The organism is Mesorhizobium caraganae, assembly GCF_016836705.1.
Classification (GTDB): domain Bacteria; phylum Pseudomonadota; class Alphaproteobacteria; order Rhizobiales; family Rhizobiaceae; genus Mesorhizobium; species Mesorhizobium caraganae.
This window is the reverse complement of record NZ_JAFCGY010000003.1, coordinates 383,249-407,325: the sequence shown is the minus strand read 5'-3', so window position 1 is coordinate 407,325 and position 24,077 is coordinate 383,249. Positions and strand designations below refer to the sequence as shown.

The window sequence follows — 24,077 nt, the reverse complement described above, 5'->3', positions numbered from 1 at the left end:
AGGCTGAAAATGGACCCTCGTATCGTAATGACACACAGGGGTAAAGAAAACCTGCATTCCGCGAGATACGTAAAACTTTAAATATAGGGTTAACGTGAACGTGATTTCGCCGCCTCTGCGGCAACAATTTTCCAGCCCATTCATTAACGCGTTGGCGACGGAAATCGCCTAAGTTTTTTTGCGAGCGGGACAAAGGAGTTTCAAATTGGTACGCGGTGAAAGCGGCATTGCCTTCTCAATGCCGGGCGGCGATGCGTCGGGTCCAGCCCGTTCGCGGCCGGTGGATCTGGCCCATCTGGCCCGCCAGACAATGGGTGATCGCGCCCTCGAGCAGGAGGTGTTGGCACTGTTCGTACAGCAGGCGCTTTCTGTTCGCGACAAGATCATCGATGCCGATGTCAGGGAGAGGCTGCTCCTGGCGCATGGGCTGAAAGGTTCGGCGCGCGGCGTCGGCGCATTTGCCATCGCCGACTGCGCATTATCAATCGAACAGCAGCCGGAAGATACACGCAGCCTCACGCGCCTCGGCGTTCTGATCGAGGAAGTGCGCGATTTCATCGCCGCCATCAGCCGGTAATGGCTGCCGCTCGTCGGCGGCCACCGGCATGAATCGGCCGGGCCAGGGCGCGCTTTAGCCAGCTTTCCGAAAAAACGTCACAAAGCGGCGCTTTCGCGCCGCAGTTGACTTGTCTGGCGGAGTGATTATCTCGGCTGAGACTCCCTTCAGGTGACAAATGACCAAGCTGACCTTCATCGCCCATGACGGCACTCCTTTCGATGTCGAGGCCGAAAACGGCTCGACCGTCATGGAGAATGCGATCCGCAACGCGGTGCCGGGCATCGAGGCCGAATGCGGCGGCGCCTGCGCCTGCGCAACCTGCCATGTCTATGTCGACGAAGCCTGGACGACCGAGGTCGGCGAGCCGGAGGCGATGGAAGAGGACATGCTGGACTTCGCCTATGACGTCCAGCCGAACTCGCGCCTGTCCTGCCAGATCAAGGTGCGCGACGCCCTTGACGGCCTCGTCGTGCGCGTGCCCGCCCGCCAGGGCTGAACCAACTTCTTTCGGATTTTTACCGCCGACGCTTGGCAGCAAGCCAATGCTCATGCAGTCTCGCGCCCAGTTTGGCCCAGTTTTGGCAATGAGGCTCGCCTGGCATGACCGATGTAATCAAGACCGACGCACTCATTGTCGGGGCAGGGCCGGTCGGCCTGTTCGCCGTGTTCGAACTCGGCCTCCTCGACATGAAGTGCCATCTGATCGACATCCTCGACCGGCCCGGTGGCCAGTGCGCCGAACTCTATCCGGAAAAGCCGATCTACGACATTCCGGGCTGGCCCTTGATCTCGGCGCAAGGGCTGGTCGACAAGCTGATCGAGCAGATCCATCCGTTCAAGCCTGACTTCACCTATAACCGCATGGTCTCCAGCCTGCAAAAGCTGGAGGATGGCTCCTTTCGGGTCACCACCGACGAGAACGAGGTGTTCGAGGCCAAGGTGGTGGTGATCGCCGCCGGCGGCGGCTCGTTCCAGCCCAAACGGCCGCCGATTCCCGGCATCGAAGCCTATGAGGGCAAAAGCGTCTTCTATTCGGTGCGGCGCATGGAGGAGTTCCGCGGCCACGACCTCGTTATCGTCGGCGGCGGCGATTCCGCGCTCGACTGGACGCTGAACCTGCAGCCGGTGGCAAGAAGCGTGACGCTGGTTCACCGCCGCCCGGAATTCCGCGCGGCGCCCGACAGCGTCAACAAGATGTACGCCATGCAGGAGATGAAACAGCTGGAGTTCCGGGTCGGCCAGGTGAGCGGCCTAACCGGCGCCGACGGCCAGCTGGCATCAGCGACCATCAAGGGCGGGCCTGACGGCGACATTGAGGTGCCGTGCACCCGCATGCTGCCGTTCTTCGGCCTGACCATGAAGCTCGGCCCGATCGCCGAATGGGGGCTCAACCTTCACGAGAACCTGATCCCGGTCGACACGGAAAAGTTCCAGAGCTCGGTGCCCGGCATCTTCGCCGTCGGCGACATCAACTGGTACCCCGGCAAGCTGAAGCTGATCCTGTCGGGTTTTCACGAGGTGGCGCTGATGGCGCAGGCCGCCAAGCGCATCATCAGCCCTGGCGAGCGCATCGTCTTCCAGTACACGACGTCGTCGACCAGCCTGCAGAAAAAGCTCGGCGTCGTCGAATAGGCGTTCAGGGCTTTTGCCGGATCACTCCACCAGGACGACTGGCGCCTCGGCCTCGTCGCGGCCGCGCAACGACTTCTCCGGCATCAGCGCCAGCGTGATCAGCGCCAGCACGAGCGTGATGGCCGCGGCAAGGAAGATCATCATGAAGGGCGTCGCCGAGACGATCTGTCCGGCAGCCGGCACGCCTTCGCCGGCAAGCGGCAGGCCATAGCCGAGCGCGACGGCGCCGAGCATGGCGACGCCGAGCGCGCTGCCCAGCGAACGCAGGAAGGTCAGCACACCGGTGGCGACGCCGAGATGCGCGCGGTCGACGGCGTTCTGCACCGACACTGTGGCGACCGGGAAAGTGGTGCCGCTTCCCAACCCAATGCAGATGGTTAAGAGCTCGACCACCAGCAGCGAGGCGCGGCCGGCGACCAGGCTGAGCACGCCAAGGCAGACAATGGCGAAGAGAACGCCGACCATGGCGATGTGCTTGTAATGGAAGAAGCGCGGTATCGTGCGGCCGCTGAACGTCGCGCCGGCGACCGTGCCGAGCAGCAGGCCGAGCATGGCAAGGCCTGACTGGCTGACCGACAGGCCGATGATCGACTGCAGATAGACCGGCAGGTACACGGACAGGCCGATATTGGCGGCCTGCAGCAGGAACATCGACGCCGTGCCGGCAAGCACGATCGGATTGCTGAGCACTTCAAGCGAAATCAGCGGCTCGGCCGCCCGCATCAGCCTGAGCGCAAAGGCGAACCAGAAGACCGCCGAACAGGCGAGCAGGCCGAGGATTTCACGCGAGGCCCACGGATAGGCGCTGCCGCCCCAGTTGAGCGCCAAAAGCAGCAGTGCCGTCGCCACCACCAGAAGCAGTGCTCCCAAGGCGTCGATGCGATGCCGCTTTGCCGTAACCGGCAGTTTGCGCAGCGGCTTGTTGATGATCGCCATGGCCACCAGGCCAAGCGGGATGTTGATCCAGAAGATCAGCGACCAATGCAGATGTTCGGCAAAACCGCCACCCAGCAACGGTCCGGCGATGCTGGCGACAGCCCATGTGCCCGAAATCCAGGCGGCATAACGCGCCCGTTCGCGTGGCGGCACCAGGTCGCCGATGACGATCTGCGCCAGGGCGAACAGGCCACCGCCGCCCGCGCCCTGGATCGCCCGGCCGATGACCAGCACGAACATGTTGGGGGCCAGGGCGCTGACCAGTGATCCCGCGAGGAAGATCAGGATCGCCGTATAGACGGTCGGCCGGCGGCCATAAACGTCGGAGATCTTGCCGTAGAGCGGCGCCATCGCGGTCGCCGTCAAGAGATAACCGGTCACGATCCACGGCAGATAGTCGGCATGGCCGAGCGAACGGCCGATGGTCGGCATGGCCGGCGCGACGATGGTCTGGTCGAGTGCCGCCAGGAGCATCGACAAGAGGATGCCGGCGATGATGACGTTCTTCTCGCTTTCCGTCAGCGGCGCGGCTGCAATCACCGGCTTGTCGATAGCCTGGTCCATATCAGTTCATCCACAATGCTTGGCGAGCGATTGCGCGGCGCCAAATGGCCGCTCCGCTATACGCCGCCTCAATTGGTCTTGATCTCGCGTTTCGAAGCTCGCGCCGTGCGAGCCTGACATATGTCGTCCCGTATAGGCCGATTTCGACCTTTGCCCGAAAATTTTCTGGGGCTGGCCTCATGTTTCGGCCGGATTGGCTTGGGTAACGGTCCCGTGGTCAGCCGGGCGGAAGCTGGCCGTTTTCGATGCGCTGCATGCGGTAGCGCAGCAGCCGCAGGATGCGGCTTTCGAAGTTGACGCCTTCGACGCGGTCGAAGCGCACCTGGTCCTGGTCGTGCCTGGCGAGCTCGGCCGCGGTGATCTCAGCCGCCCTTGCCTTTGCCTCGGCGCAGGTCTTTTGCGGGTAGCTGGCGTTCAGCGCGTCCTCGAGGAGACGGCCGTGGCTCTTGGCGATCTCGACATGACGCTCCTCGTGGCGCTTGATGTCGGCCGACAGCGTGTCCCAGAACAGCCTGACATCGGCGTCGGCCTTGCGCGGCCTGCGCCACTCCGGAAGGATGACCTTGACCTTGACGGTGACGGTGGCCTTGGCGATGCGGCAGGAATCAGCGGTTTGCGCGTAGCTGATGCGGGTGGTGAACGCCATCTGGGTGGCGCCCGGATGCCTCATCCCGGTGCTTTTCACCTCGGGCCCATGTTTCGACAATTGCGTCTCGATATCATCGAGCGTGCTGCCGCCGACCGCAAAATAGCTGTAGGTCTTCACCAGATTGGCACCATTCGCCGGCAGGACGGTCAAAGCCAGCATCAGGGCACAGAGCAGGGGTCGTTTCATTATGTTGCCTCTTCACTCACCTTGCTTTACGGCCGTTGCCGGCGCAACGGAATTGATCTTCCACCGATCACGCATCGTTGATGGATTGCAAGCGCCCGATGAGCCACATGGTTGAAGGACAATGACGACAAGGCGATGGCAACTGGCGCATGGACGCCATCTCGACCTTGGCGAGAAGGCCATGGTGGTCGGCATTCTCAACGTCACGCCGGACAGTTTTTCCGATGGTGGGCAGTTTATCACGCCTGATCAGGCGGTGGCGCAGGCGCGCCGCATGGTGGAAGAGGGGGCTGCCGTCATCGACATCGGCGGGGAATCCACGCGCCCGGGCGCCTCTCCCGTTACCCCTGGGGAAGAGCAGGCCCGCATCCTGCCGGTCATCGCCGCACTCGCCAGTTCAGGCGAAGCCCTGATTTCGGTCGACACCTATCGCGAGGAAACCGCGCGCCTGGCCGTCGACGCCGGCGCGCATATCGTCAATGATGTCTGGGGCTTGCAGCGTGAACCCGGCATTGCCCGCGTCGCCGCAGAGACAGGCGCTGGGCTGGTCATCATGCATACCGGGCGCGAACGGCAAAAGCTGCCCGACGTCATCGACGACCAGTTTTTCTTCCTCAAGGCATCGCTGGAAATCGCCAAGCGCAATGGCGTCCAGGACGACCATATCGTGCTCGATGCCGGCTTCGGCTTCGCCAAGGAGACGGCGGAGGAAAACCTCGACCTGATGGCGCGGTTTTCCGAACTGACCGCGCTCGGCTTTCCCCTGATGGCCGGCACGTCTAGAAAACGCTTCATCGGCACGATCACCGGCCGCGACGCCGCCGCGCGCGGCGTCGGGACGGCAGCCACCAGCGTCATCCTCAGGCTGAAGGGCGCCGATCTGTTTCGCGTCCACGATGTCGCAATCAACGTGGACGCGCTGGCCATGGCGGATGCTATGCTGGCGCGTGAAAAGCCGGGACACTGAGCCCAGGAACCTAAGAAATGTACGTCATCCGCATGAAGAACTGCGCCTTCTTTGCCCGGCACGGCGTGCTGGATGAGGAGGAGGCGCTTGGCCAGCGTTTCTATGTCGATGCCGAGTTGACGGTCGAGCCCAGCCGCCCGCTGGAGGATGATTCCATCGAGGATACCGTCAATTATGGCATCGCCTTCACGGTGATTGAAAAGATCGTCACCGGACACCGCCGGTTCCTGATCGAGGCGCTGGCGCTCGAAGTGGCAAAGGCGCTGACGGCGCGGTTTCCGCAGATCAGGAAGGCCGAGATCACCGTGCGCAAACCGAACGCGCCGGTGCCCGGCGTACTCGATTATGTCGAGGTGACCGTTGTCTGGCCCGAATAACACGGTCTATCTCAGCCTTGGCGGCAATCTCGGCGATCCAGCGGCCTCGATGGCGACGGCGCTGCGCCTGCTGGACGCCGACGAGAGCACGCGCGTCATTGCCGTCTCCTCGCTTTACCGCACACCGCCCTGGGGCAAGCTCGACCAGCCGGATTTTCTCAATGCCGCCGCCGAAATCTCGACCGCGCTGACGCCAAGGGCGCTGCTCGATCTCTGCCTCGAGGCCGAGCGCAAGCTGAAACGGGTGCGCGAGGAGCGCTGGGGGCCGCGCCTGATCGACATCGACATATTGGTGTTCGGCGACCGCATCATCCACGAGACCGGGCTGGAAGTGCCGCATCCCAGGATGCTGGAGCGCGCCTTCGTTTTGGCGCCCCTGGCCGAGATCGCGCCGGAACTGGCGGTTGGCGGCCGCAGCGTGAGCGAGCGGCTCAGCGCCGTCGATACGTCAGGCATAGAGCGGCTGGCGTCCGGCCGCGACTGGTGGCTGGGTTAGCCGGAGAACCCGCCGCCATCGAGAAATGCCTGTTCGTCCGCCGTCGTCTCGCGACCAAGCATGCGATTGCGATGCGGAAAGCGCCCGAAACGCTCGATGATGTCGCGGTGCTCGACCGCGTATTTGATATACTCCGGCGCCCTGGCAGTGGTGAGCTCAACCGACCTGTCCTGGTCGGCGGGCAGTTCCGAATGTTCGTAAGGCAGGTAGAGGAAGACGCGCAGGTCTTCTTCCAGCGCCAGGTCATGGCCGGCGGCGATCGCCTTGGCGGCAAAGTGCCTTGCCAGCGGATCGGTGGCGTACATATGGCCTGAGCCGCGAAAGCAGTTGCGCGGAAACTGGTCGAGCAGGATCATCAGCGCCAGCGAGCCCTCGGCATGCTCCGACCAGGCGTCGCACTCGCGCCGCGCGGCCGCATAATGCAGGTCGAGAAATCGGCTGCGAAAATCCGCATCGAAAGCGTCGTTCTTTTCGAACCAGGCGTCTTCGCCGGCCTCGCGCCAGAATTTGGTGACGGCGAGCGCGCGCTCATCCAATGCGGTCATCTGCCTTCCTCTGGCTGGGCGGGTTCGGATTTGTTCAACACACCGGCGGTTTCTTCATTCAGCGCCTGGCCGGGTCGACGTGGCGGAGCGAGCGGTGTCGGAATCGGCGTGCCGATATTGCCCCTGAGGAAGCGCCGGCCAGCCCGTATGCCTTCCGCCAGCTGCGTCTCGAAGCGGTCGTTGTCGCGGCGCCGTACATCCTCGATGACGTCGGCGACGTCTTCCGGTTCGACGCCAAGCGCTTCGAGCGCCGAGCCACCGAAGACGAGGGCCGATTCGAAGGTTTCGCGCAGCTGGAAATCCACGCCGACGCGGATGAGCGACAGCGCTGTGCCGCGATCGAAGGCGCGAGCCAGAACGGTCAGCAGCGGGAACTCCGCCTTGATCAGTTCGGCAATGCGAACGGCAGCGTCGGGCTTGTCGACACAGATCAGCACGGCGCGCGCACGACCAGCGCCAGCGGCGCGCAGAATGTCGAGCCGCGTACCGTCGCCATAATAGACCTTGAAGCCGAAATCGGCGGCAGCCTGGATCATTTCGACATCATTGTCGATGATCGACACGTCGATGCCGCGCAACAAAAGCGGCTGGCTGGCGATCTGGCCGAAGCGGCCGAAGCCGATGACCAGAACACTGCCGGTCAGCCCTTCGGCGATATCGACGCCTTCGAGCGACTGCTCGTCGCGCGGCGTGAGATATTTGAGCGCAATGATCGCCAGCGGCGTCAGCACCATCGAGATGATGATGATCGCGGTCAGCGTGGCGTTGGCCCGGCTGTCGATGATGCCGACGGCCGCCGCGGCGGAGTAAAGCACGAAGGCGAATTCGCCGCCCTGCGCCATGAATACGGCGCGCTCCAGCGCTTCGCGATGGCCGCTCTTCAGCACGCGGGCGACGAGATAGATGCCGAGCGCCTTCATCACCATGTAGGCGACGACATAGATGGCGATCAGCCGCCAATTGTCGACCACCACATGCAGGTCGAGCGACATGCCGACGGCGAGGAAGAACAGGCCAAGCAGGATGCCGCGAAACGGCTCGATGTCGGCTTCCAGCTGGTGGCGGAAGGTCGATTCCGACAGGAGCACGCCGGCAAGGAAGGCGCCCATCGCCATCGACAGGCCGGAGAGCTGCATGACCAGCGCCGATCCCAGCACGACCAGAAGTGCGGCCGCCGTCATCACTTCGCGAGCCTTGGCGTCGGCCAGGATGCGGAAGAACGGATTGAGCAGATAGCGGCCGGCCACCACCAGCCCGACAATGGCGCCAAGGCCGATGCCGACCTCGGTCAGCCTTTGCTGCAGGGTCATCTCGGCACCGCCCGGCGCCAGGAAGGCGACCAGCGCCAAAAGCGGCACGATCGCCAGATCCTCAAGCAGCAGGATGGACACGATGCGCTGTCCTTTGGGACTGGCCATCTCGCCGCGTTCTTCCAGCAGCTGCATGACGATCGCCGTCGAGGTCAGCACGAAGCCGGCGCCGGCAACGAAGGATTGCGCGATCGGAAAGCCGCCCGCTAATCCGACGAGAGTCAGAAGCACCGCGCAGACGCCGACCTGCAGGGCGCCGAGCCCAAAAATTTCGCGCCGCAGCCCCCATAGCCGCGACGGCTGCATCTCCAGCCCAATGATGAACAGGAACATGACGACGCCGAGTTCGGCGACGTGCAGGATGGCTTCCGATTCGGAAAAGATGCGGATGCCGAACGGGCCGATAACCACGCCGGCGGCGAGATAGCCGAGGATCGAGCCCAGCCCCATGCGTTTGAAGATCGGAACGGCGACGACGCCCGCGGCAAGCAGCGCCACCACCTGAATAAGATCGCTGCCCGACGCTTCCGCTGACATGCCTCTTGTCCCCGTGTTCAGCAGCACTCCTTGCATGCAGTTGGAGCTAGAGGCAAGGGTGGGAAGCCTGCCAGGACGGGTAGGTGCCGTTGAAGCGATTCCCCCGGTGAAACAATGGTCGCCGCTTGCCTGCCGGACGTTCGGCATCTATATCAGCTCAATGCTTGACCATTCGTCCCGACCGTCTTCGCCGTCCCATATCCCGATGGATGCGCTCAGTGAAGTTCTGCAGGACTTTCGCTTGAGCGGCGTCAACTATGGCCGCTGCGAGCTCCGGCATCCATGGAGCATAGACTTTCCGCAGCAACCGCTGCTTCGGTTCCATTTTGTCGGCCATGGGCCATGCTGGATCCATACCGAAGCGCAAGGCTGGCAGGAGTTGCGCGATGGCGATCTGGTGCTGCTGCCGCAAGGCATCGCCCATCGGCTGGCGAGCGCGCCGGACGTTGAGGTCGACTCGCTCGAGGGCTGCCAGGTGATCAAGTTCGGCGGCAACGTCTGCGAAGTGGTACGGCAGGGAACGGGCGCGACGAGCACCCTTTTCTGCGGCTCGATGGCCTTGGGCTCCTGTGCGCTCAACCCATTGATCACGTTGATGCCGCCTGTCATCAAGGGTTGCGACGTGGCCGGCAATGACCCCGTCGTCGGTCCTTTGCTGGCGGCTATGACGGTGGAGGCCGCGCAACCGCAGATGGGCAGCGCCACCATTTTGTCGCGTATGGCGGATTTGCTGACAGCCCGGCTCATCCGCTGCTGGGTCAATTGCAATGGCGCTTCGACCACCGGTTGGCTCGCAGCCATCCGCGACCCCCATATTGGCCGCGCTCTGGCAGCCATGCACCGAAACCCCGGCCACAACTGGACGCTGGGAAGCCTGGCCGGCGTGGCAGGCCAATCGCGGTCGATTTTCGCCGAGCGCTTCAGCGCTGTCTTGGGCGAGGGTGCGGCACGCTATCTCGCCCGCCTGCGGATGCAGCTTGCCCGTGAGTTGCTGGGGCAGAACGGCTTGTCGGTTGCCGAAGTCGCTACCCGTTTGGGCTATGATTCCGAGGCATCCTTCGCGCGCGCGTTCAAGCGCATCACCAATGTTTCGCCGGGTGTTGTGCGCCGCACAATTCCCGGACGAATAGATATGAATTTCGGATTCTAGGATACATATCATCCGAACGGACTCGTCTATGAAGATCTCCAAACTTTGGAGATCCTTCCGTGACTGACACAACATTACAGCTTGAAGACGCCGCGATCGGCCTTGATGCCGATGCGCCAACCGCATGGAGCGCAGCCACCTGGTTCGCGGTCATTTCATTGGCGGCCACCAGCTTTGCCCTGGTGTCAGCCGAATTCCTGCCGGCAGGTCTGTTGACGCCGATGGCGCACGATCTCGGCATCAGCGAGGGAACGGCCGGACAGGTCGTCACCGCCACCGCTTCGGTCGGCGCCGTAACGGCCATGTTGAGCAATGTTCTCATCGGCCGGTTGAACCGCAAGACGGTGCTGGTTGGTCTCATGGCCCTGGCGGTCGCTTCCAATATTCTTGCGGCGCTGGCGCCCAATTTCTGGCTGCTGTTGCTGGGCCGGGCCGGACTGGGCATCGCTCTCAGCGCTTTCTGGGCCCTTTCGGTTGCCGTCGTGGCAAGGCTGGTCGGCGCCAATGCGACAGGTCGGGGCATGGCTATTGTCACCCTGGGCGTCTCGCTCGCCACCATTGCCGCGCCGTCGATGGGTGCACTGATCAGCGACTGGCTGGGGTGGCGCAGTGCCATGGCCATGACAGCGGGGCTGGCCTTGGTTGCCATGCTACTGCAGTTTCTCAGCCTGCCGACCTTGCCTGCAACCGCAAGCAACAGCCTTGCGGACGTGTTTCGGCTGACGCGGCGGCGCGGCATTCAGCTCGGCATGCTTGCCATTGTCTTGCTGATGACCGGGCATTTCGCCGGCTCCGTCTATGTGCGCCCCTTCCTCGAACACGTGACGCTGCTTGCATCCGGGCCGATTGCGCTGGCTCTGCTCGGATTTGGCATCGCCGCCGTGGTCGGCAACATAGCCGGCGGCCGCTTGGCCGACGCCAATATCCGCATGGCTCTCGTGGTCACCGCCGTCTTGATGGCGTTTGCGGCGCTGGCATTGGTGCTTTGGGGCGTGCACGTCGGCGCTGCCTTCGCGCTCGTAACGCTTTGGGGCTTGGCCTTCGGCATGGGGCCGGTGGTGCTGCCGACCAATCTGTCCCGTGCGGCACCTGACGCACTGGAAGCGGCGGGCAGCCTGATGGTCGTCTCTTTCCAGGTTGCCATCACCATCGGCGCGGTTGTCGGCGGCTATGTCGTGGACAACTATGGCGCCACGGCGCCTTTGACTCTCACCGCCGTCCTTGCCGCATCGACAGCTTTGCTGGCGCTGCTACAGCCTCGCAGCTGAACCCTGCTTCAACTGCCCTAAAGCGCGTCGCGCCTGAACGGCCCTGTGCGACGCGCTTTAGGTTTTTGTTTTTTGCATGTCGTTATCCCAAAACCGCTGCGCACTTTTGGGCGACATGCATTGGACGGCCTGACTCCGGGCCGCCGCGATGTTGCAGCCGCGTTACACAAGTTTATGCGGCACACGCGTTGCGTTTTGCCGCAATCGGCGGCTAAGGGACGCTCGGCTTCGGCCATTTGAAGGCAGCGACGATCAAGTTCTGCCTTTGTGAGGAGATGACTGACATGAAGAAGTTTTTGCTCGTTGGCGTGGGTGTCGCCATGCTTGCCGCATCGGCCTGTTCGAAGGCGCCTGAATGCACGCAGGAGCTTGCGGCCAAGAAGGCCCAGGAGATGACCGCCGCGCTGCAGGAGGCGATCACCAAGGATCCGTCCAAGGCGGCTGACCTGACGGCCAAGGTGCAGGCGGTGACGACCAAGTACCAGGGGGCCACGACGCTGGACGAAGCCTGCAAGGCCTATGACGAACTGACGGCCGCCATCAAGGGCTGATTTCGTTCTGGGGAATTGAAGAAGGCGGTGGCTCGGGTGTGGCCGCCGCCTTTTTTGCTGGCCGCTGCCGGAACTCAGTTCTTGGCGATGGAGCCGACTTCGACGGCATCGACGCGCTTGAGGCTCATGCCGATCACCGGCACCAGTTGCTGGTCGACGCGCACGGCGATGGTCACCGTCATCGAATTGTCGTCGGGGATGCGGGCCTGCATGACGCCGCGCAACTGGTTGCGGTTGATGGTGAAGACCACCTTGCGGGGATCGACGACATTGCCGCCGATAATGTCGAGGCCCGAACCTGCGGCGCCGCCCATGAAGTTGCCCTTGTAGTCGCGTCCCTTGCGCTCGACGGTGGCTGACATTTTTTGGGTGAAGACACCGACCCGGCAGTCGCCGTCGAGCGACATGCCCGTCTTGTTGTCAGGCGTCGAGCCGTCGAAGCTGCAGGTGAATTTCGTGCCCTTGTATTTGCCGGCGACGATCTCGCCCGGGCCGACCCATTTGCCTTCGACGGTGTGGAAGAACTGCTTGTCGGGTTCGGCTGCAGGGGCTTTCCCGGCCAGGCCCAGAGGTGCAGCAAGCGCGACCAGGGGCAGGACGCAGGACAAGATTACGCTTTTCATAGACGACACCGGGCAACAAGGAGGTTGTTGTTGGACGACCATGAACAAGATTGGTTAATGCTTGGTGACCGCGAGAGGACGTTCACTTGTCGGGAGCAGGCGTTTCACTCTCTTTTTTGGTCGCGAACGAGGTCAGCGCCGACAGGAAATCGCCCATGCCCGGCCGCCTGGCGGCAATGAAGGGCAGGGGCCGCGCCGTCTCCATCGCGGCGATGCCGATGCGCGCCGTCATCATGCCGTTGACGACGCCTTCGCCGAGTTTCGCCGAAAGCCGCGCGGCAAGGCCGTGGCCGACGATCTGCTGGACAAAGCTGTCGCCGACGGCGATCGAGCCGGTCACCGCCAGGTGGGCGAGAACGCTGCGCGCCAGCCGGAAGAAGCCGAGCGTGCCGGGCCGGCCGCCGTAAAGCTCGGACAAGCGGCGAATGAGGCGCCCGGCCTCGAAGACGACATAGGCAACGTCGACCAGGGCACGCGGGCTGACCGCCGTCACCAGCGACACCCGCTTGGCTGCTTCCAGGATCATCACCTTTGCCCTGGCGTCGAGCGGCGCCAGAATCTCGGTTTCGGCCAGTCGCACCAGATTGCCGCCATCGATGATCTCGCCGCGCAGTTCGGCCAGCGATCGCCTGCCGGCCGCCGTCTCTGGTTTCGCCGCGACAAAGGCCGAGAGTTCTTCGACGACGGCCCTTGCGGCCTTCGGATCGTCGCGCGCGACGGCATCGAGAGCGCGTTTTTGCAGCTTTTCGACCTCGGCCAGCCGGGCGATGGCCAGGAATTCGCGCACCAGCACCACCATGAGCGCCAGCATGGCGATTGCGGCCATGGCAGCCGCCAGCCAGCCCAGCCACTCCGCGCGTTCGAACAGGTCGCGAATGAGCTGGTCGGTCCACAGGCCGACGGCCAGCGAAACCAGGACCCCGACCGCGCCGAAAAACAGGCTGGCGAACATCGAGCGCTTGCGCGGCGCGGTCGCCGGCGGCGGTTCGGCGGCGACGATGTCAGGCTCGTCGAAGACATCGATCTCGGCCGGCACGACGACGGCGCGCGGCTTGCGCGTCGGTAGCGGCTCGGCATGGCTGCGGGCCCGCTTCGATTCGGCCTCCGGCTCGATACGGAAAGCTGCCGGTCTGCGGGGCGCGGTCATGCCAGATGGTCTCCGATCAGGAACTGCAAGGTGCGGTCGAGCCTGATCTGCGGCAACGACAGCGTGACGCCTTCGGCGGTGCGTTCAAGCTTTGGCGGGCGAAAGCGCACGAAACGGATCGCCGGGTCGTCGCTGCTCTGCCGGTGGTCGGCTTCCGAAACATCAAAAACCGCTTCAATTTTCTCCGGCAAGTCACCGGGAAATATGGCGGTTTCGTTTTTGCCGTCGAAGGTTTCGCCGTTGATCCTCTCGCCATTCAGCGGCGTCCCGATGATCACCGGCAACGTCTCGCGCCCCTGCTTGACCGTGCCTTCGCGTGTCGCGCGCACCGCCGCCATGGCGACCACGTCGACATCGGCACCGGTAAAATTCGCCCGCGCCACGGCCCGGTCGGCAAGCCGCCGCACGATCGCCTGCAGCCGGTCATGGCTTTCGTGATGCAGATGGTCGGCCTTGGTCGCGGCGACCAGGATGCGGTCGATGCGGCGCGAAAACAAATCGGTGAGGAAATTGCCGCGGCCGGGGCGGAAACAGGAGAGGATCTCGGTCACCGCGCGTTCGAGGTCGGCCATCGCGCCGGGGCCGGCGTTCAGCGCCTGCATGGCGTCGATCAGAACGATCTGGCGGTCGAGGCGGGTGATGTGTTCGCGGAAGAACGGCTTCACCACATGCGTCTTGTAGGCCTCGTAGCGGCGCTCCATCATTGCCTGCAGCGAACCGGAGCGTGGCCGCCGCTCGCTTTGGAGCAGCAAGGGCGCGAAGGTCAGCGCCGGCGAACCCTCGAGGTCGCCAGGCATGAGGAAACGGCCGGGCGGCAAGGTCGAGAGCGCCCGCTCGTCGAGCTTGCAGGCCTTGAGATAAGCGGCAAAGCCTTCGGCCAGCCGGCGCGCCGTCATTTCGTTAGCGTCGGCATTGGGGTCGATCGTCGCCGACAGGGCCCGCCAGTCCTGCGACAGGTCGTGACGCACCGGCAGCATCGCCATTTCGAAGGCTTCGCGCGAGAAATCGGCGAAGGATTTGCCGAGCAGCGGCAGGTCGAGCAGCCATTCGCCGGGGTAGTCGACAATGTCGACCGACAACCGCCCGCTGGAAAACATGCGGTTCCAGCCGGAGGCCGATTCATATTCGATGGTGAGCCTGAGTTCGGAAATGGCGCGCGTCGAGTCCGGCCAGACGCGATCGTTGACGAGGGCGGCGATATGGTCCTCATACTGGAAGCGCGGCACGGCGTCATCCGGCTGTTCCTCGAGGAAGGCGCGCGCGATGCGTCCAGACTTCTGCGCCTCGAACAGCGGCAGGCGTCCACCATGGATCAGATTGTGGACAAGAGCCGAGATGAACACCGTCTTGCCGGCACGGGAAAGGCCGGTGACGCCGAGCCGCAGCGATGGCGAAAACAGCCCGCTGGCCCGCCCCGACAGCGTATCCAGGGCAATTCTCGCTTCGTCTGTGAAAGTGGTAAGCGATGATGCCAAAATCTGTTCTCTCGGGCCTCGGTCCGCCCCGATATAGGCTTTGCATCCGCAGTTTGAAATGGCGTCCGGACCTGGCCGGCTCCGCTCAGAGATCGGCGGGCGTCAGGAAGGCTTCGAGATAGCCGGCACCTTGCGCGGCCTCGGTGAGGGTGCCCTCGAAGCGCACCACCGCCAGGCCGGAGGTCGGGAAACCATGGTTCATGATGGCCCGCGCCGCTTCGTCGCCGTCGCCCGAGACCGCCATGGCAAGGTCTTCCGTCATTGGATTGTGGCCGATGACCAGCAGCGAGCCCGGCCCGCCATTGCCGCGGATGATGGCGAGATAGCCGGCGGCATCCTCGCTGTAGAGCGTGTCGAGGAACAGCACCCGGCCGGTGTCGGTGTGGCCGGCTATGCCCTCCAGCGTCTGGCGCGCCCGCTTGGCGTTGGAGCAGAGCGTGATATCGGGAATGTAGTTGCGGGCACGCATCACCGTCCCCATCATTTCGGCATCGGCAATGCCCGATGCGTCGAGCGGGCGGTCGAAGTCGCGCACGCCGGGCAGCGCCCAACCAGCCTTGGCATGCCGCAACAGATACAGTCTGCTCACCGGGCCCCCATGGTGTGCTGCCTTTCAGATGACAATTGGATTAGCCACGAGAAAGGCCTGCCGCACAATGGCGGCGGCACCCAAGCGCAACGAATCATGTGCGAATTCGCCCGCGCCTTGCTGTGGAAGGCTTTGCCGTGGCTCGCCCCTCGCGGCATTAACAATTGCGTGAAACGCGCGCCGATTACGCTTGTGCAGCCTCCTCTGCGCGAATATATAGGCGCGAAATTTGGGGTTGTTGGGTGAGTCGAATGAACGATATCTCTACCGCCGATTACGTACCCTCCGAAGACGAGCCGTTCATGAACGAACGGCAGAAATCATACTTCCGCCTGAAGCTCGTCACCTGGAAGAACGACATACTGCGCGAAGCGCGCGAAACTCTCGAAATCCTGCAGCAGGAAAACGCCAACCACCCCGATCTCGCCGATCGGGCTTCTTCTGAAACCGACCGCGCCATCGAACTTCGCGCCCGCGACCGCCAGCGCAAGCTCATTTCAAAGATCGATTCGGCGCTGCAGCGCATCGATGAAGGCACTTACGGCTATTGCGAGGAAACCGGCGAACCGATCGCGCTGAAGCGTCTCGACGCACGCCCGATCGCGACCCTGTCGATCGAAGCGCAGGAGCGCCACGAGCGCCGCGAGAAAGTCTATCGCGACGATTGAGCCGCAGCTTTCAGGCAGAACTTTTCATTAGAAATGGCCGGGTTTCCCGGCCATTTCTGTTTTTTCGCGGAGCTTCCGGGTTTTTGCCGCGCTAAGCCTCGGTTCGAAGAGATCATACGCAAGAATGGTATAGATCCACACTCCGGTCAGGACCGGCCGGTTTCCGGTAGGATTTATCGCTTCTGGCTGGCGAGTTCGCCGAGCAGCTTGGTCATCTCGTCATCGAGTGAAGCCGGCGCTTTCGCCGCCGGCGTGCTGGCGTGCGAATCATCGAGCGAGACCTCGAGTTCTCGCATCAGCGTGTCGTCGATGGACTCGCGCTTTGGTGGCGGCGGGGCCTGCCGGGCGGTGTTGGCGGCCGCGCCATAGGCCGGCAGCGGTGTCACGTTGCTCGCCTGGTAGATTTGGGTTGGTTTTGGCGCTGGTGCTGCTTGGCGTGGCGGAACGGCGGCAGGGGCCGCCCTTACCGGTTGCGGCGGTGGCGCCTGCCTTGCAGGTGCGGCGGGGGCGGGTTGTGCCGCGCGCGGACGCGGCGCCTGTTGCTGCTGGCCACCGCCGCCGCCATCGCCGGTCAAAGCCGGACGGCGTGGTGCCGCCAGCCTGATATCGCGCTCGACGACGACGTCGGTCGGGCCGCCGATCAAAATCAGGTGTTCGATATCGTCGCGCCGGATGAGCACCAGCCGGCGGTGGCTGTCGACCGCGGTGGCGTCCATGACCGCCAGCCGTGTCTTGCGGTTCCTGCCGCCGGCAACGAAGGTGCCGAAAGTCAGGTTGCGGACCAGCCTGATGATGACAAGCACGATGATCAGCAGGACAAGGGCGGCAAACGTCCACAGCAGCGCTGCGGCATATCCAGGACCCGCCACGCTATCCAGCCACTGCATCGGTGCCCCCAAATCGGTTTTGAAGTGGAAGCGACACTAGACCGTTGCGACCGGGCACCGCAAGTTGCCTTCACGCCTCATGAACAGCTTGAAACACCGGCGCGTCATTTTTATCAGACATTTGCCGCCAAGGCCTTTTCCGGATTAGGAGAATGTGATTCAACCGGCCGGGGGCGATGTCGGACAAACTCACGAGCAGGGGGCATATGGCCAGGGAAACGCGCGGCGATTTCTATCCGGTACCGATCGTCGACCAGAACACGCGGCCAGGCGCGGTTACCCGGCTCATCGTCTTCATCATCGTCTTGACCGGTGCCGCGATCGTTTTCGGTATTTTCCGCGAGCGTCTTGGCGATCCATTCCTGCTCGGCATGCTGGGCGTGCTTGCCATGATCGGCGTCGGCTTCCTGTTTGCCACGGCCATCGGCTTCGTGCAGATCGCGCCGCGTTCGACCGGGGATGAACTGTCGAAGGCCTTCGTCGATTCGATGTCGCAGGGCCTGATCGTCACCGACACCAAGGGCCGCGTCGTCTACGCCAATCGCGCCTATGCCGAGATGACCGGTGCCGCGTCGGCAGCCGACCTGAAGACGGTCGAAGGCTTGCTTTCCGATGTTCCCGAAGCCTCGGTGACCATATACCGCTTGGCCTCGGGCCTGCGCGACGGCCAGGCCGGCGACGGCGAATTCCGGCTGGCGCAGTCGATCCGGCCCGGCGCCGAGCCAGGCGCGCGCTGGTACCGCGCGCGGGCCCGCACCTTCAGCGTTCCCGGCCAGCGTTTGCCCATGCTCGCCTGGCAGCTCGCCGATATCTCGCAGGAACGGGCAGAGCAGGAGCGTTTCTTCCTCGACCTGCAGAAGGCCATCGACCATCTCGACCACGCGCCGGCCGGCTTCTTCTCGGCCGACCAGGAGGGCCGCGTCACCTACATCAACGCCACGCTCGCCGAATGGCTGGGCATTGACCTCGCGAGCTTCACGCCCGGCGCGGTTACGCTGCCGGAAATCGTCGCCGGCGACGGCATGGCGCTGGTGCGCTCGGTCAAGGCCGATCCCGGCACCACCCGCAATGCGGTCATCGATCTCGATCTGACGACGACGACCGGCGAAGCGCTGCCGGTGCGCTTCATGCACCGCGTTTCGGCCAGCCGCGAGGGGACCAACGGCCCGACCCGCACCATCGTGCTCAACCGCACCCAGGGTGAGGACGCGTCCGCCGACCTTCGCGCCTCGGAAGTGCGCTTCACCCGCTTCTTCAACTCGACGCCGATGGCGATTGCCGGCGTCGACGCCAGCGGCCGCATCCTGCGCACCAACGCGCCGTTCCTGTCGCTGTTTTCCTCCGTCGTCGATCGCGATGCCGTCGACCGCCGCGTGCGGCTGGATACGGTCATCCACGAGCGCGACCGCCCGGCCTTTGCAGCCGCCTTCGAAAAGGCGCGGCTCAGGCAGGCCGACATCGAGCCCATCGACACACTGCTGCCCGGCAATGAGGAGCGCCACATCCGCTTCTACGTCAACGCGGTCGCCGATGGCACCGGCGGCGAGGGGGCTGAGGAATCGGCCATCGTCTATGCCGTCGACACCACCGAGCAGAAGGCGCTCGAGGGCCAGATGGCGCAGAGCCAGAAAATGCAGGCTGTGGGACAGCTCGCCGGCGGCATCGCCCACGACTTCAACAATGTGCTGACCGCCATCATCATGGCGTCGGACCTTCTGCTGACCAATCACCGGCCGTCGGACCCGTCCTTCCCCGACATCATGAACATCAAGCAGAACGCCAATCGGGCGGCCTCGCTGGTGCGGCAACTGCTCGCCTTCTCGCGCAAGCAGACGCTGCGGCCGGAAGTGCTGAACCTGACCGACGTGCTTGCCGACCTCAGGATGCTGCTTGCCCGCCTGGTCGGCAACGACATCAAGCTGAAGGTCGACCACGGCCGCGACCTGTGGCCGGTCAAGGTCGACATCGGCCAGTTCGAGCAGGTGGTGGTCAATCTCGCGGTCAATGCGCGCGACGCCATGCCGGCCGGCGGCGATCTCACCGTGCGCACCCGAAATGTTACCGCCGAAGAGTGCAAGAGCTTTTCCTACCGCGAACTCACCCCGGCCGACTATGTCGTGGTCGAGGTCGAGGATAGCGGCTCCGGCATTGCGCCGGACGTGTTGAAGAAGATTTTTGAGCCCTTCTTCACCACAAAGGAGGTCGGCAAAGGCACCGGCCTTGGCCTGTCGATGGTCTACGGCATCATCAAGCAGACCGGCGGCTTCATCTTCTGCGATTCCGAAGTCGGCAAGGGCTCGATCTTCCGCATCTTCCTGCCGCGCCATATAGCGGAGGCGAAGAAGCCGGGTGAAGTCGGCGAAGCGCCGGCAGCCCCGGTGAAAGCCCCCGATCCCGGCAAGGACCTCTCGGGCTCGGCCACGGTGTTGCTGGTCGAGGATGAGGACGCCGTGCGCATGGGCGGCTCGCGGGCGCTGACCTCGCGCGGCTACACCGTCCATGAGGCGTCCTCGGGCGTCGAGGCGCTGGAAGTCTTCGAGGCGCTCGGCGGCAAGGTCGATATCGTCGTGTCCGACGTGGTGATGCCGGAGATGGACGGACCGACGCTGCTTGGCGAATTGCGCAAGCGCCAGCCCGACATCAAGTTTGTCTTCGTGTCCGGCTATGCCGAAGATGCCTTCGCCCGGAACCTGCCGCCCGACGCGCAATTCGGTTTCCTGCCGAAGCCGTTCTCGCTCAAACAACTGGCCACTGTCGTCAAGGACGTGCTTGAATCCTGATGCATGTCGCTCAAAAGTGGCACCGTTTTGAGAAAACGACATGCATAAAACAAAAGCCTAAAGTGCGTCGCAAGCGACGCGCTTTAGATCTCCCTAATTCACCGCTTGCGCAATGACGTGACGCTGGCATGATTGCAGGCGAAAGGGGCGGCGGGTTTTGGGGAGCATGTCGTGACGCCGCACAACGAGGCAGCCAAGGGTGACTATGCCGCAACGGTGCTGTTGCCGGGCGATCCGCAGCGCGCCGAGTGGATGGCGAAGACGTTTCTGGAGGCGCCGCGCTGCGTCAACCGTCGCCGGGGCGCGCTGGGCTTTACCGGCCTCTATCGCGGTCGTCCCGTCAGCATCCAGGCCACCGGCATCGGTGTCCCGTCCTTCCTGGTCTATGTGCATGAGCTGCTGGATTTCCACGGCGTCAAAACGCTGATCCGCACCGGTACCTGCGGTGGTCTGACCGCCGATATGCCGTTGCGTTCCGTGGTGATCTCGCAATCGGTGCGCGCCGAAAGCGAGCGAAGCGGCCAGGTCTTCGGCCTCTACGATGCCGCCGCCGGGCCCGATCCCGGCCTGTTCGCCCACGCCTTGGCCTGCGCCGCTCAACTCGGCATCGACCATCAGGCAGGGCTGACCATCTGCAGCGATGTATTCTATCACCCGGGAGGGCGCGCTCGATTCGCTGAGGCACAGGCGCTTGGCGCGCTTGCCGTCGACATGGAAACCAGCGCGCTCTACCGCATCGCGGCGCATTTCGGCGCCCGCGCCCTGTCGCTGCTGACCGTCGTCGACAATATCGTGACCGACGAGCTAACCGCCTATTCCGAACGTCAGGCTCTGTTCACCGACATGGCGCGGCTCGGGCTCGAGGTTGCAGCCGAGGGATAAGCAATTCCAGGAAAAGTGTGAAACGGTTTTCCCGGGAAAAGCGCGTTGCGCTTTCCCTAGGGAATTCCGTCAAACAAAAAACCTGGAGCGGTTCGGCGTTTCCGCGAAAGGATGAACCGCTCCAGCTTCAGGCGGCTTGGCGCTTCGGCGTCAGCTCATCCATGTCAGGCCGGTGACCGCGCAGATAGAGCGCGCAGGTGGTGCGCAGCATCGAGGCGAAGTTGGGAATGGCGCCGTTGATCTCGATCGCCTCGTCATAGAGTTTCGAGATGAATTTCGGCGTCGTCAGGCCCTGGCTGTCGGCAATCTCGTCCAGCAATGCCCAGAATGTCGCCTCAAGCTGGATGCTGGTCGAGTGTCCGTCGATGCGTATCGACCTGTTGATCTGTCGGTAGCCTTCCGGATCCTGCCCGGCAAAAACCCTGCACATTCCTACCTCCCGATATTGTTGGTTTTGGGCGCTGTGAGTCGCGCCTTCAAGCGGATATTTGTCCAGCCATTTTCGGCCCGAAAGCCGCAAACGGCAATCGGACTTTCGTCTTTAGGCCCCAGGCATAGCAGTGATTGCAAAATTAGCCGTGGTAACCGGCTGCCACCACCTTTCGCGCATGCCGCCCATAATCGCCTCCAACATGCAGCGACGGAGACTGATTTGGCGAAAGCGATCCATTCCATGATCCGGGTCCTCGAGGAGGCCCGATCCGTCGATTTCTACAGAAACGCTTTCGGGCTCGATATTGCCGACAGGCTGGATTTCGAGACATTCACGCTGATTTACCTCGCCAACGCCGAAACCGGGTTCGAGCTCGAACTTACCGTGAACAAGGGCCGCACCGAGCCTTATGGGCTTGGTGACGGTTACGGTCACCTGGCGGTCTCGGTCGCCGATCTCGACAGCGAGCACGACCGCATCGGCGCGCTCGGCCTCAACCCCAAGAAGATCGTCGAGTTCAACCGCGATGGGTCGCTCATCGCCCGCTTTTTCTTCATCGAGGACCCCGACGGCTACAAGATCGAGGTTCTGCAGCGTGGAGGGCGCTTCCAGTAGGGGGATTATTCCGCCGCGTTCAGCCGCGCGACGCCAGCAACGGTGCTCTTCAAGGGCGCAAATAGCAAGCAGGGAGGAACAAATGGTCACGATCTATGACGGAAAGCCTGGGCTCTCACGTCGTGAACTTCTCAAGCGCGGTGGCATCGGCGCACTGCTCGTCATCTCCGGCAGCGCCGTCATCAGCCCCGAAAATGCCTGGGGGCTCGAGACATCGGCGCTCAAGCCCGAAACCATGGCGACGCTGATCCAGATGGCGCGCGACATCTATCCGCACGATCAGGTGCCCGACAAATACTACGCCATCGCCGTGAAGGGCCATGACGAGCAGGCCGGCAAGGACGCCGCCTACAAGACGATGATCGAAGACGGCATTGCCGACCTCGACAAGAAGTCGGGCGAGGGCGGCTATCGCGGCCTCGGCTGGGAGGAGCAGCGCGTCGCCGTGCTGCAGCAGATCGAGGCGACGCCGTTCTTCCAGTCCATTCGCGGCGGCCTCGTCGTCAGCCTCTACAACCAGCAAGAGGTGTGGCCGATCTTCGGCTACGAGGGCGAATCCTACTCAAAGGGCGGCTACATCGCACGCGGTTTCGACGACATCGAGTGGCTCTAGAGCCCCTGTCGTTTTGAACCGTCGCAAACAGGAATTCATGGGAGGAAACCATGGCAGCTTCATTTGATCTCAAGAACGACAATGTCGTCGTCATCATCGGCTCCGGCGCCGGCGGCGGCACGCTCGGCAACGAACTCGCCCAGAAGGGCGTCGATGTCGTCATCCTCGAGGCCGGCGCCCGCCACGAATATGAGGACTTCATCAACGACGAGTGGGGCTCCTTCAGCCAGCTTGCCTGGACGGACAAGCGCACGACGTCCGGCGACTGGCGGGTGTCGAAGGATTTCCCCAATTTGCCGGCCTGGATCGTCAAATCGGTCGGCGGCTCGACCACGCACTGGGCCGGCGCCTCGCTGCGCTTCCAGGAGCATGAGTTCAAGACGCTCTCGACCTATGGAAAGGTGGAAGGCGCCAACCTGCTGGATTGGCCGGTCACGCTGGCCGAGATGGAGCCCTACTACGCCAAGGCCGAAGCCAAGATGGGTGTCACCGGCACCAATAACTGGCCGCGACTGCCCGGCAACAACAATTTCAAGGTGCTGAAGGCCGGCGCCGACAAGCTCGGCTACAAGGAATGTCATACCGGCAACATGGCCATCAACTCGGTCGAGCGCGACGACCGCAACTCCTGCCAGCAGACTGGTTTCTGCTTCCAGGGCTGCAAATGGGGCGCCAAATGGTCGACGCTCTACACCGAGATCCCCAAGGGTGAGGCGACAGGTCATCTCGAAGTCAGGCCAAATGCCATGGCGATCAAGATCAACCACGACGCTGCAGGCAAGGTGACCGGCGTCGTCTATGCCGACAAGGACGGCAAGCTGCAGGAGCAGAAGGCCCGCGTCGTCGCCGTCGCCGGCAATTCGATCGAAAGCCCGCGCCTGCTGCTGAACTCCGAGTCAGCGAAATTCCCCCACGGGCTTGCCAATTCGTCGGGACAGGTCGGCAAGAACTACATGCGCCACACCACCGGCTCGGTCTACGCCATCTTCGACAGGCCGGTGCACATGTATCGCGGCACCACCATGGCCGGCATCATCCGCGACGAGGCGCGCCATGACCCGTCGCGCGGCTTTGTCGGCGGCTACGAGTTCGAGACGCTGTCGCTCGGTCTGCCCTTCATGGCTGCCTTCCTCAATCCCGGCGGCTGGGGTCGGTCCTTCACCACCGCGCTCGACCATTATGATCATATGGCCGGCCTGTGGATCGTCGGTGAGGACATGCCGCGCGCGGAAAACCGCATCACGCTGCACAAGGACGAGAAGGATGCGCACGGCATGCCGATCGCCGACGTGCATTTCGATGACCATCCCAACGACACGGCGATGCGCAACCACGCCTACAAGCAGGCCACAGCGCTTTACGATGCGGTTGGCGCGACGCGCTCGTTCCCGACGCCGCCCTATCCCTCGACCCACAATCTCGGCACCAACCGGATGAGCGAGAAGGCGGAAGACGGCGTCGTCAACCAGCACGGCCAGGCGCACGACATCAAGAACCTGTTCGTGTCGGACGGCAGCCAGTTCACCACCGGTGCGGCCGAAAACCCGACACTGACGATCGTGTCGCTGGCGATCCGCCAGGCCGAATATATAGCATCGCAAATGTCGGCCAAGACGATCTGAGCCGTCCTCCCGGACC

25 protein-coding genes are annotated in these 24,077 nt (G+C 63.4%); 15 read left to right on the top strand and 10 right to left on the bottom strand.

Annotation, left to right across the window (positions count from 1 at the left end):
• Nucleotides 1–238: 238 nt before the first annotated feature.
• The 3 genes from JQK88_RS11960 to JQK88_RS11950 all read left to right on the top strand — a co-directional run bounded on the left by JQK88_RS11960 (nucleotide 239) and on the right by JQK88_RS11950 (nucleotide 2,191).
• Nucleotides 239–577 carry an Hpt domain-containing protein gene (locus JQK88_RS11960; protein ID WP_192253675.1) on the top strand — a complete coding sequence of 113 codons (339 nt, stop codon included), beginning with the start codon at nucleotides 239–241 and terminating at the stop codon, nucleotides 575–577.
• Between the two features lie 157 nt (nucleotides 578–734).
• Nucleotides 735–1,055, top strand: a complete 321-nt coding sequence (locus JQK88_RS11955) for a 2Fe-2S iron-sulfur cluster-binding protein (RefSeq protein ID WP_192253677.1) — start codon at nucleotides 735–737, stop codon at nucleotides 1,053–1,055.
• A 104-nt stretch (nucleotides 1,056–1,159) separates the two neighbouring features.
• Nucleotides 1,160–2,191 (top strand): NAD(P)/FAD-dependent oxidoreductase, encoded by a 1,032-nt coding sequence (locus tag JQK88_RS11950; protein ID WP_192253679.1) that lies wholly within the window; start codon nucleotides 1,160–1,162, stop codon nucleotides 2,189–2,191.
• Between the two features lie 21 nt (nucleotides 2,192–2,212).
• Here JQK88_RS11950 and JQK88_RS11945 read toward each other — a convergent pair whose 3' ends face one another.
• Together JQK88_RS11945 and JQK88_RS11940 are read right to left on the bottom strand one after the other, a co-directional pair.
• Nucleotides 2,213–3,691, bottom strand: coding sequence for an MDR family MFS transporter (locus JQK88_RS11945; protein WP_203278387.1), 1,479 nt, complete (start codon nucleotides 3,689–3,691; stop codon nucleotides 2,213–2,215).
• Nucleotides 3,692–3,908: 217 nt separating this feature from the next.
• Entirely contained in the window at nucleotides 3,909–4,526 is a 618-nt protein-coding gene (locus tag JQK88_RS11940; protein WP_192253683.1) for a DUF922 domain-containing Zn-dependent protease, read from the bottom strand.
• 121 nt (nucleotides 4,527–4,647) lie between these two features.
• On the opposite strand from JQK88_RS11940, the gene folP reads away from it, so the two are divergent.
• The 3 genes from folP to folK are packed head-to-tail and all read left to right on the top strand — an operon-like array spanning nucleotide 4,648 to nucleotide 6,366.
• Entirely contained in the window at nucleotides 4,648–5,493 is an 846-nt protein-coding gene (gene folP / locus JQK88_RS11935) for a dihydropteroate synthase (protein ID WP_192253685.1), read from the top strand.
• Nucleotides 5,494–5,510: 17 nt separating this feature from the next.
• Entirely contained in the window at nucleotides 5,511–5,870 is a 360-nt protein-coding gene (gene folB / locus JQK88_RS11930; RefSeq protein ID WP_112395424.1) for a dihydroneopterin aldolase, read from the top strand.
• On the top strand, nucleotides 5,854–6,366 hold the full coding sequence (gene folK / locus JQK88_RS11925; RefSeq protein WP_203278386.1) for a 2-amino-4-hydroxy-6-hydroxymethyldihydropteridine diphosphokinase: 513 nt from the start codon (nucleotides 5,854–5,856) through the stop codon (nucleotides 6,364–6,366). The genes folB and folK overlap by 17 nt, the downstream gene beginning before the upstream one ends.
• Here folK and JQK88_RS11920 read toward each other — a convergent pair.
• The gene (locus tag JQK88_RS11920) at nucleotides 6,363–6,911 is read right to left on the bottom strand and encodes a DUF924 family protein (protein ID WP_192253690.1); all 549 of its coding nucleotides are present in this window, start codon (nucleotides 6,909–6,911) and stop codon (nucleotides 6,363–6,365) included. The two genes, folK and JQK88_RS11920, sit on opposite strands and share 4 nt — an antisense overlap.
• Nucleotides 6,908–8,758 carry a monovalent cation:proton antiporter-2 (CPA2) family protein gene (locus JQK88_RS11915; protein ID WP_192253692.1) on the bottom strand — a complete coding sequence of 617 codons (1,851 nt, stop codon included), beginning with the start codon at nucleotides 8,756–8,758 and terminating at the stop codon, nucleotides 6,908–6,910. Before JQK88_RS11915 ends, JQK88_RS11920 begins: the two co-directional genes overlap by 4 nt.
• Nucleotides 8,759–8,918: 160 nt before the next feature.
• Here JQK88_RS11915 and JQK88_RS11910 point away from each other — a divergent pair, with 160 nt between their 5' ends.
• The 3 genes from JQK88_RS11910 (at nucleotide 8,919) to JQK88_RS11900 (ending at nucleotide 11,727) form a co-directional block, all read left to right on the top strand.
• A complete protein-coding gene (locus JQK88_RS11910) occupies nucleotides 8,919–9,908 on the top strand; it encodes an AraC family transcriptional regulator (protein WP_192254335.1) in 990 nt (329 codons plus the stop codon).
• A 59-nt stretch (nucleotides 9,909–9,967) separates the two neighbouring features.
• Nucleotides 9,968–11,176, top strand: coding sequence for an MFS transporter (locus JQK88_RS11905; RefSeq protein WP_203278385.1), 1,209 nt, complete (start codon nucleotides 9,968–9,970; stop codon nucleotides 11,174–11,176).
• A gap of 284 nt (nucleotides 11,177–11,460) precedes the next feature.
• A complete protein-coding gene (locus JQK88_RS11900) occupies nucleotides 11,461–11,727 on the top strand; it encodes a hypothetical protein (RefSeq protein ID WP_192253696.1) in 267 nt (88 codons plus the stop codon).
• Between the two features lie 74 nt (nucleotides 11,728–11,801).
• Here the strand turns inward: JQK88_RS11900 and JQK88_RS11895 are convergent, their stop codons facing one another.
• From JQK88_RS11895 to JQK88_RS11880, 4 genes are all read right to left on the bottom strand, one after another.
• The gene (locus JQK88_RS11895; RefSeq protein WP_192253698.1) at nucleotides 11,802–12,350 is read right to left on the bottom strand and encodes a hypothetical protein; all 549 of its coding nucleotides are present in this window, start codon (nucleotides 12,348–12,350) and stop codon (nucleotides 11,802–11,804) included.
• Between the two features lie 82 nt (nucleotides 12,351–12,432).
• Nucleotides 12,433–13,497: a YcjF family protein gene (locus JQK88_RS11890; protein WP_192253700.1), complete on the bottom strand. Its 1,065-nt coding sequence runs from the start codon at nucleotides 13,495–13,497 to the stop codon at nucleotides 12,433–12,435.
• Nucleotides 13,494–14,972, bottom strand: coding sequence for a YcjX family GTP-binding protein (locus JQK88_RS11885; protein ID WP_192253702.1), 1,479 nt, complete (start codon nucleotides 14,970–14,972; stop codon nucleotides 13,494–13,496). Before JQK88_RS11885 ends, JQK88_RS11890 begins: the two co-directional genes overlap by 4 nt.
• An 85-nt stretch (nucleotides 14,973–15,057) precedes the next feature.
• On the bottom strand, nucleotides 15,058–15,561 hold the full coding sequence (locus JQK88_RS11880; RefSeq protein ID WP_192253704.1) for a SixA phosphatase family protein: 504 nt from the start codon (nucleotides 15,559–15,561) through the stop codon (nucleotides 15,058–15,060).
• Between the two features lie 251 nt (nucleotides 15,562–15,812).
• Here JQK88_RS11880 and dksA point away from each other — a divergent pair, with 251 nt between their 5' ends.
• Nucleotides 15,813–16,229 (top strand): RNA polymerase-binding protein DksA, encoded by a 417-nt coding sequence (dksA, locus tag JQK88_RS11875; RefSeq protein ID WP_112395407.1) that lies wholly within the window; start codon nucleotides 15,813–15,815, stop codon nucleotides 16,227–16,229.
• Between the two features lie 173 nt (nucleotides 16,230–16,402).
• On the opposite strand, the gene JQK88_RS11870 is transcribed toward dksA, so the two are convergent.
• Complete coding sequence (locus JQK88_RS11870; protein ID WP_203278384.1) at nucleotides 16,403–17,116, bottom strand: flagellar biosynthetic protein FliO; 714 nt, start codon at nucleotides 17,114–17,116, stop codon at nucleotides 16,403–16,405.
• Nucleotides 17,117–17,322: 206 nt separating this feature from the next.
• Between JQK88_RS11870 and cckA the strand changes: the two genes are divergently transcribed.
• Both cckA and JQK88_RS11860 read left to right on the top strand, forming a co-directional pair.
• The gene (gene cckA, locus JQK88_RS11865; RefSeq protein WP_203278383.1) at nucleotides 17,323–19,896 is read left to right on the top strand and encodes a cell cycle histidine kinase CckA; all 2,574 of its coding nucleotides are present in this window, start codon (nucleotides 17,323–17,325) and stop codon (nucleotides 19,894–19,896) included.
• A 171-nt stretch (nucleotides 19,897–20,067) separates the two neighbouring features.
• Nucleotides 20,068–20,778, top strand: a complete 711-nt coding sequence (locus JQK88_RS11860) for a purine-nucleoside phosphorylase (RefSeq protein WP_203278382.1) — start codon at nucleotides 20,068–20,070, stop codon at nucleotides 20,776–20,778.
• 127 nt (nucleotides 20,779–20,905) lie between these two features.
• On the opposite strand, the gene JQK88_RS11855 is transcribed toward JQK88_RS11860, so the two are convergent.
• The gene (locus JQK88_RS11855; RefSeq protein ID WP_112561515.1) at nucleotides 20,906–21,208 is read right to left on the bottom strand and encodes a ribbon-helix-helix domain-containing protein; all 303 of its coding nucleotides are present in this window, start codon (nucleotides 21,206–21,208) and stop codon (nucleotides 20,906–20,908) included.
• A gap of 222 nt (nucleotides 21,209–21,430) precedes the next feature.
• Here JQK88_RS11855 and JQK88_RS11850 point away from each other — a divergent pair, with 222 nt between their 5' ends.
• From JQK88_RS11850 to JQK88_RS11840, 3 genes are all read left to right on the top strand, one after another.
• Nucleotides 21,431–21,826: a VOC family protein gene (locus JQK88_RS11850; protein WP_192253712.1), complete on the top strand. Its 396-nt coding sequence runs from the start codon at nucleotides 21,431–21,433 to the stop codon at nucleotides 21,824–21,826.
• Between the two features lie 82 nt (nucleotides 21,827–21,908).
• The gene (locus JQK88_RS11845; RefSeq protein ID WP_112561517.1) at nucleotides 21,909–22,439 is read left to right on the top strand and encodes a gluconate 2-dehydrogenase subunit 3 family protein; all 531 of its coding nucleotides are present in this window, start codon (nucleotides 21,909–21,911) and stop codon (nucleotides 22,437–22,439) included.
• 50 nt (nucleotides 22,440–22,489) lie between these two features.
• Nucleotides 22,490–24,061: a GMC family oxidoreductase gene (locus JQK88_RS11840; protein WP_203278381.1), complete on the top strand. Its 1,572-nt coding sequence runs from the start codon at nucleotides 22,490–22,492 to the stop codon at nucleotides 24,059–24,061.
• Nucleotides 24,062–24,077 lie beyond the last annotated feature (16 nt).

Bases quoted from the DNA above. Each gene is read 5' to 3' on its own strand.
- JQK88_RS11960 (WP_192253675.1), top strand. From the start codon at position 239: ATGCCGGGCGGCGATGCGTCGGGTCCAGCCCGTTCGCGGCCGGTGGAT.
- JQK88_RS11955 (WP_192253677.1), top strand. From the start codon at position 735: ATGACCAAGCTGACCTTCATCGCCCATGACGGCACTCCTTTCGATGTC.
- JQK88_RS11950 (WP_192253679.1), top strand. From the start codon at position 1,160: ATGACCGATGTAATCAAGACCGACGCACTCATTGTCGGGGCAGGGCCG.
- JQK88_RS11945 (WP_203278387.1), bottom strand. From the start codon at position 3,691: ATGGACCAGGCTATCGACAAGCCGGTGATTGCAGCCGCGCCGCTGACG.
- JQK88_RS11940 (WP_192253683.1), bottom strand. From the start codon at position 4,526: ATGAAACGACCCCTGCTCTGTGCCCTGATGCTGGCTTTGACCGTCCTG.
- folP (WP_192253685.1), top strand. From the start codon at position 4,648: ATGACGACAAGGCGATGGCAACTGGCGCATGGACGCCATCTCGACCTT.
- folB (WP_112395424.1), top strand. From the start codon at position 5,511: ATGTACGTCATCCGCATGAAGAACTGCGCCTTCTTTGCCCGGCACGGC.
- JQK88_RS11920 (WP_192253690.1), bottom strand. From the start codon at position 6,911: ATGACCGCATTGGATGAGCGCGCGCTCGCCGTCACCAAATTCTGGCGC.
- JQK88_RS11915 (WP_192253692.1), bottom strand. From the start codon at position 8,758: ATGTCAGCGGAAGCGTCGGGCAGCGATCTTATTCAGGTGGTGGCGCTG.
- JQK88_RS11910 (WP_192254335.1), top strand. From the start codon at position 8,919: ATGCTTGACCATTCGTCCCGACCGTCTTCGCCGTCCCATATCCCGATG.
- JQK88_RS11900 (WP_192253696.1), top strand. From the start codon at position 11,461: ATGAAGAAGTTTTTGCTCGTTGGCGTGGGTGTCGCCATGCTTGCCGCA.
- JQK88_RS11895 (WP_192253698.1), bottom strand. From the start codon at position 12,350: ATGAAAAGCGTAATCTTGTCCTGCGTCCTGCCCCTGGTCGCGCTTGCT.
- JQK88_RS11890 (WP_192253700.1), bottom strand. From the start codon at position 13,497: ATGACCGCGCCCCGCAGACCGGCAGCTTTCCGTATCGAGCCGGAGGCC.
- dksA (WP_112395407.1), top strand. From the start codon at position 15,813: ATGAACGATATCTCTACCGCCGATTACGTACCCTCCGAAGACGAGCCG.
- JQK88_RS11870 (WP_203278384.1), bottom strand. From the start codon at position 17,116: ATGCAGTGGCTGGATAGCGTGGCGGGTCCTGGATATGCCGCAGCGCTG.
- cckA (WP_203278383.1), top strand. From the start codon at position 17,323: ATGGCCAGGGAAACGCGCGGCGATTTCTATCCGGTACCGATCGTCGAC.
- JQK88_RS11855 (WP_112561515.1), bottom strand. From the start codon at position 21,208: ATGTGCAGGGTTTTTGCCGGGCAGGATCCGGAAGGCTACCGACAGATC.
- JQK88_RS11845 (WP_112561517.1), top strand. From the start codon at position 21,909: ATGGTCACGATCTATGACGGAAAGCCTGGGCTCTCACGTCGTGAACTT.
- JQK88_RS11840 (WP_203278381.1), top strand. From the start codon at position 22,490: ATGGCAGCTTCATTTGATCTCAAGAACGACAATGTCGTCGTCATCATC.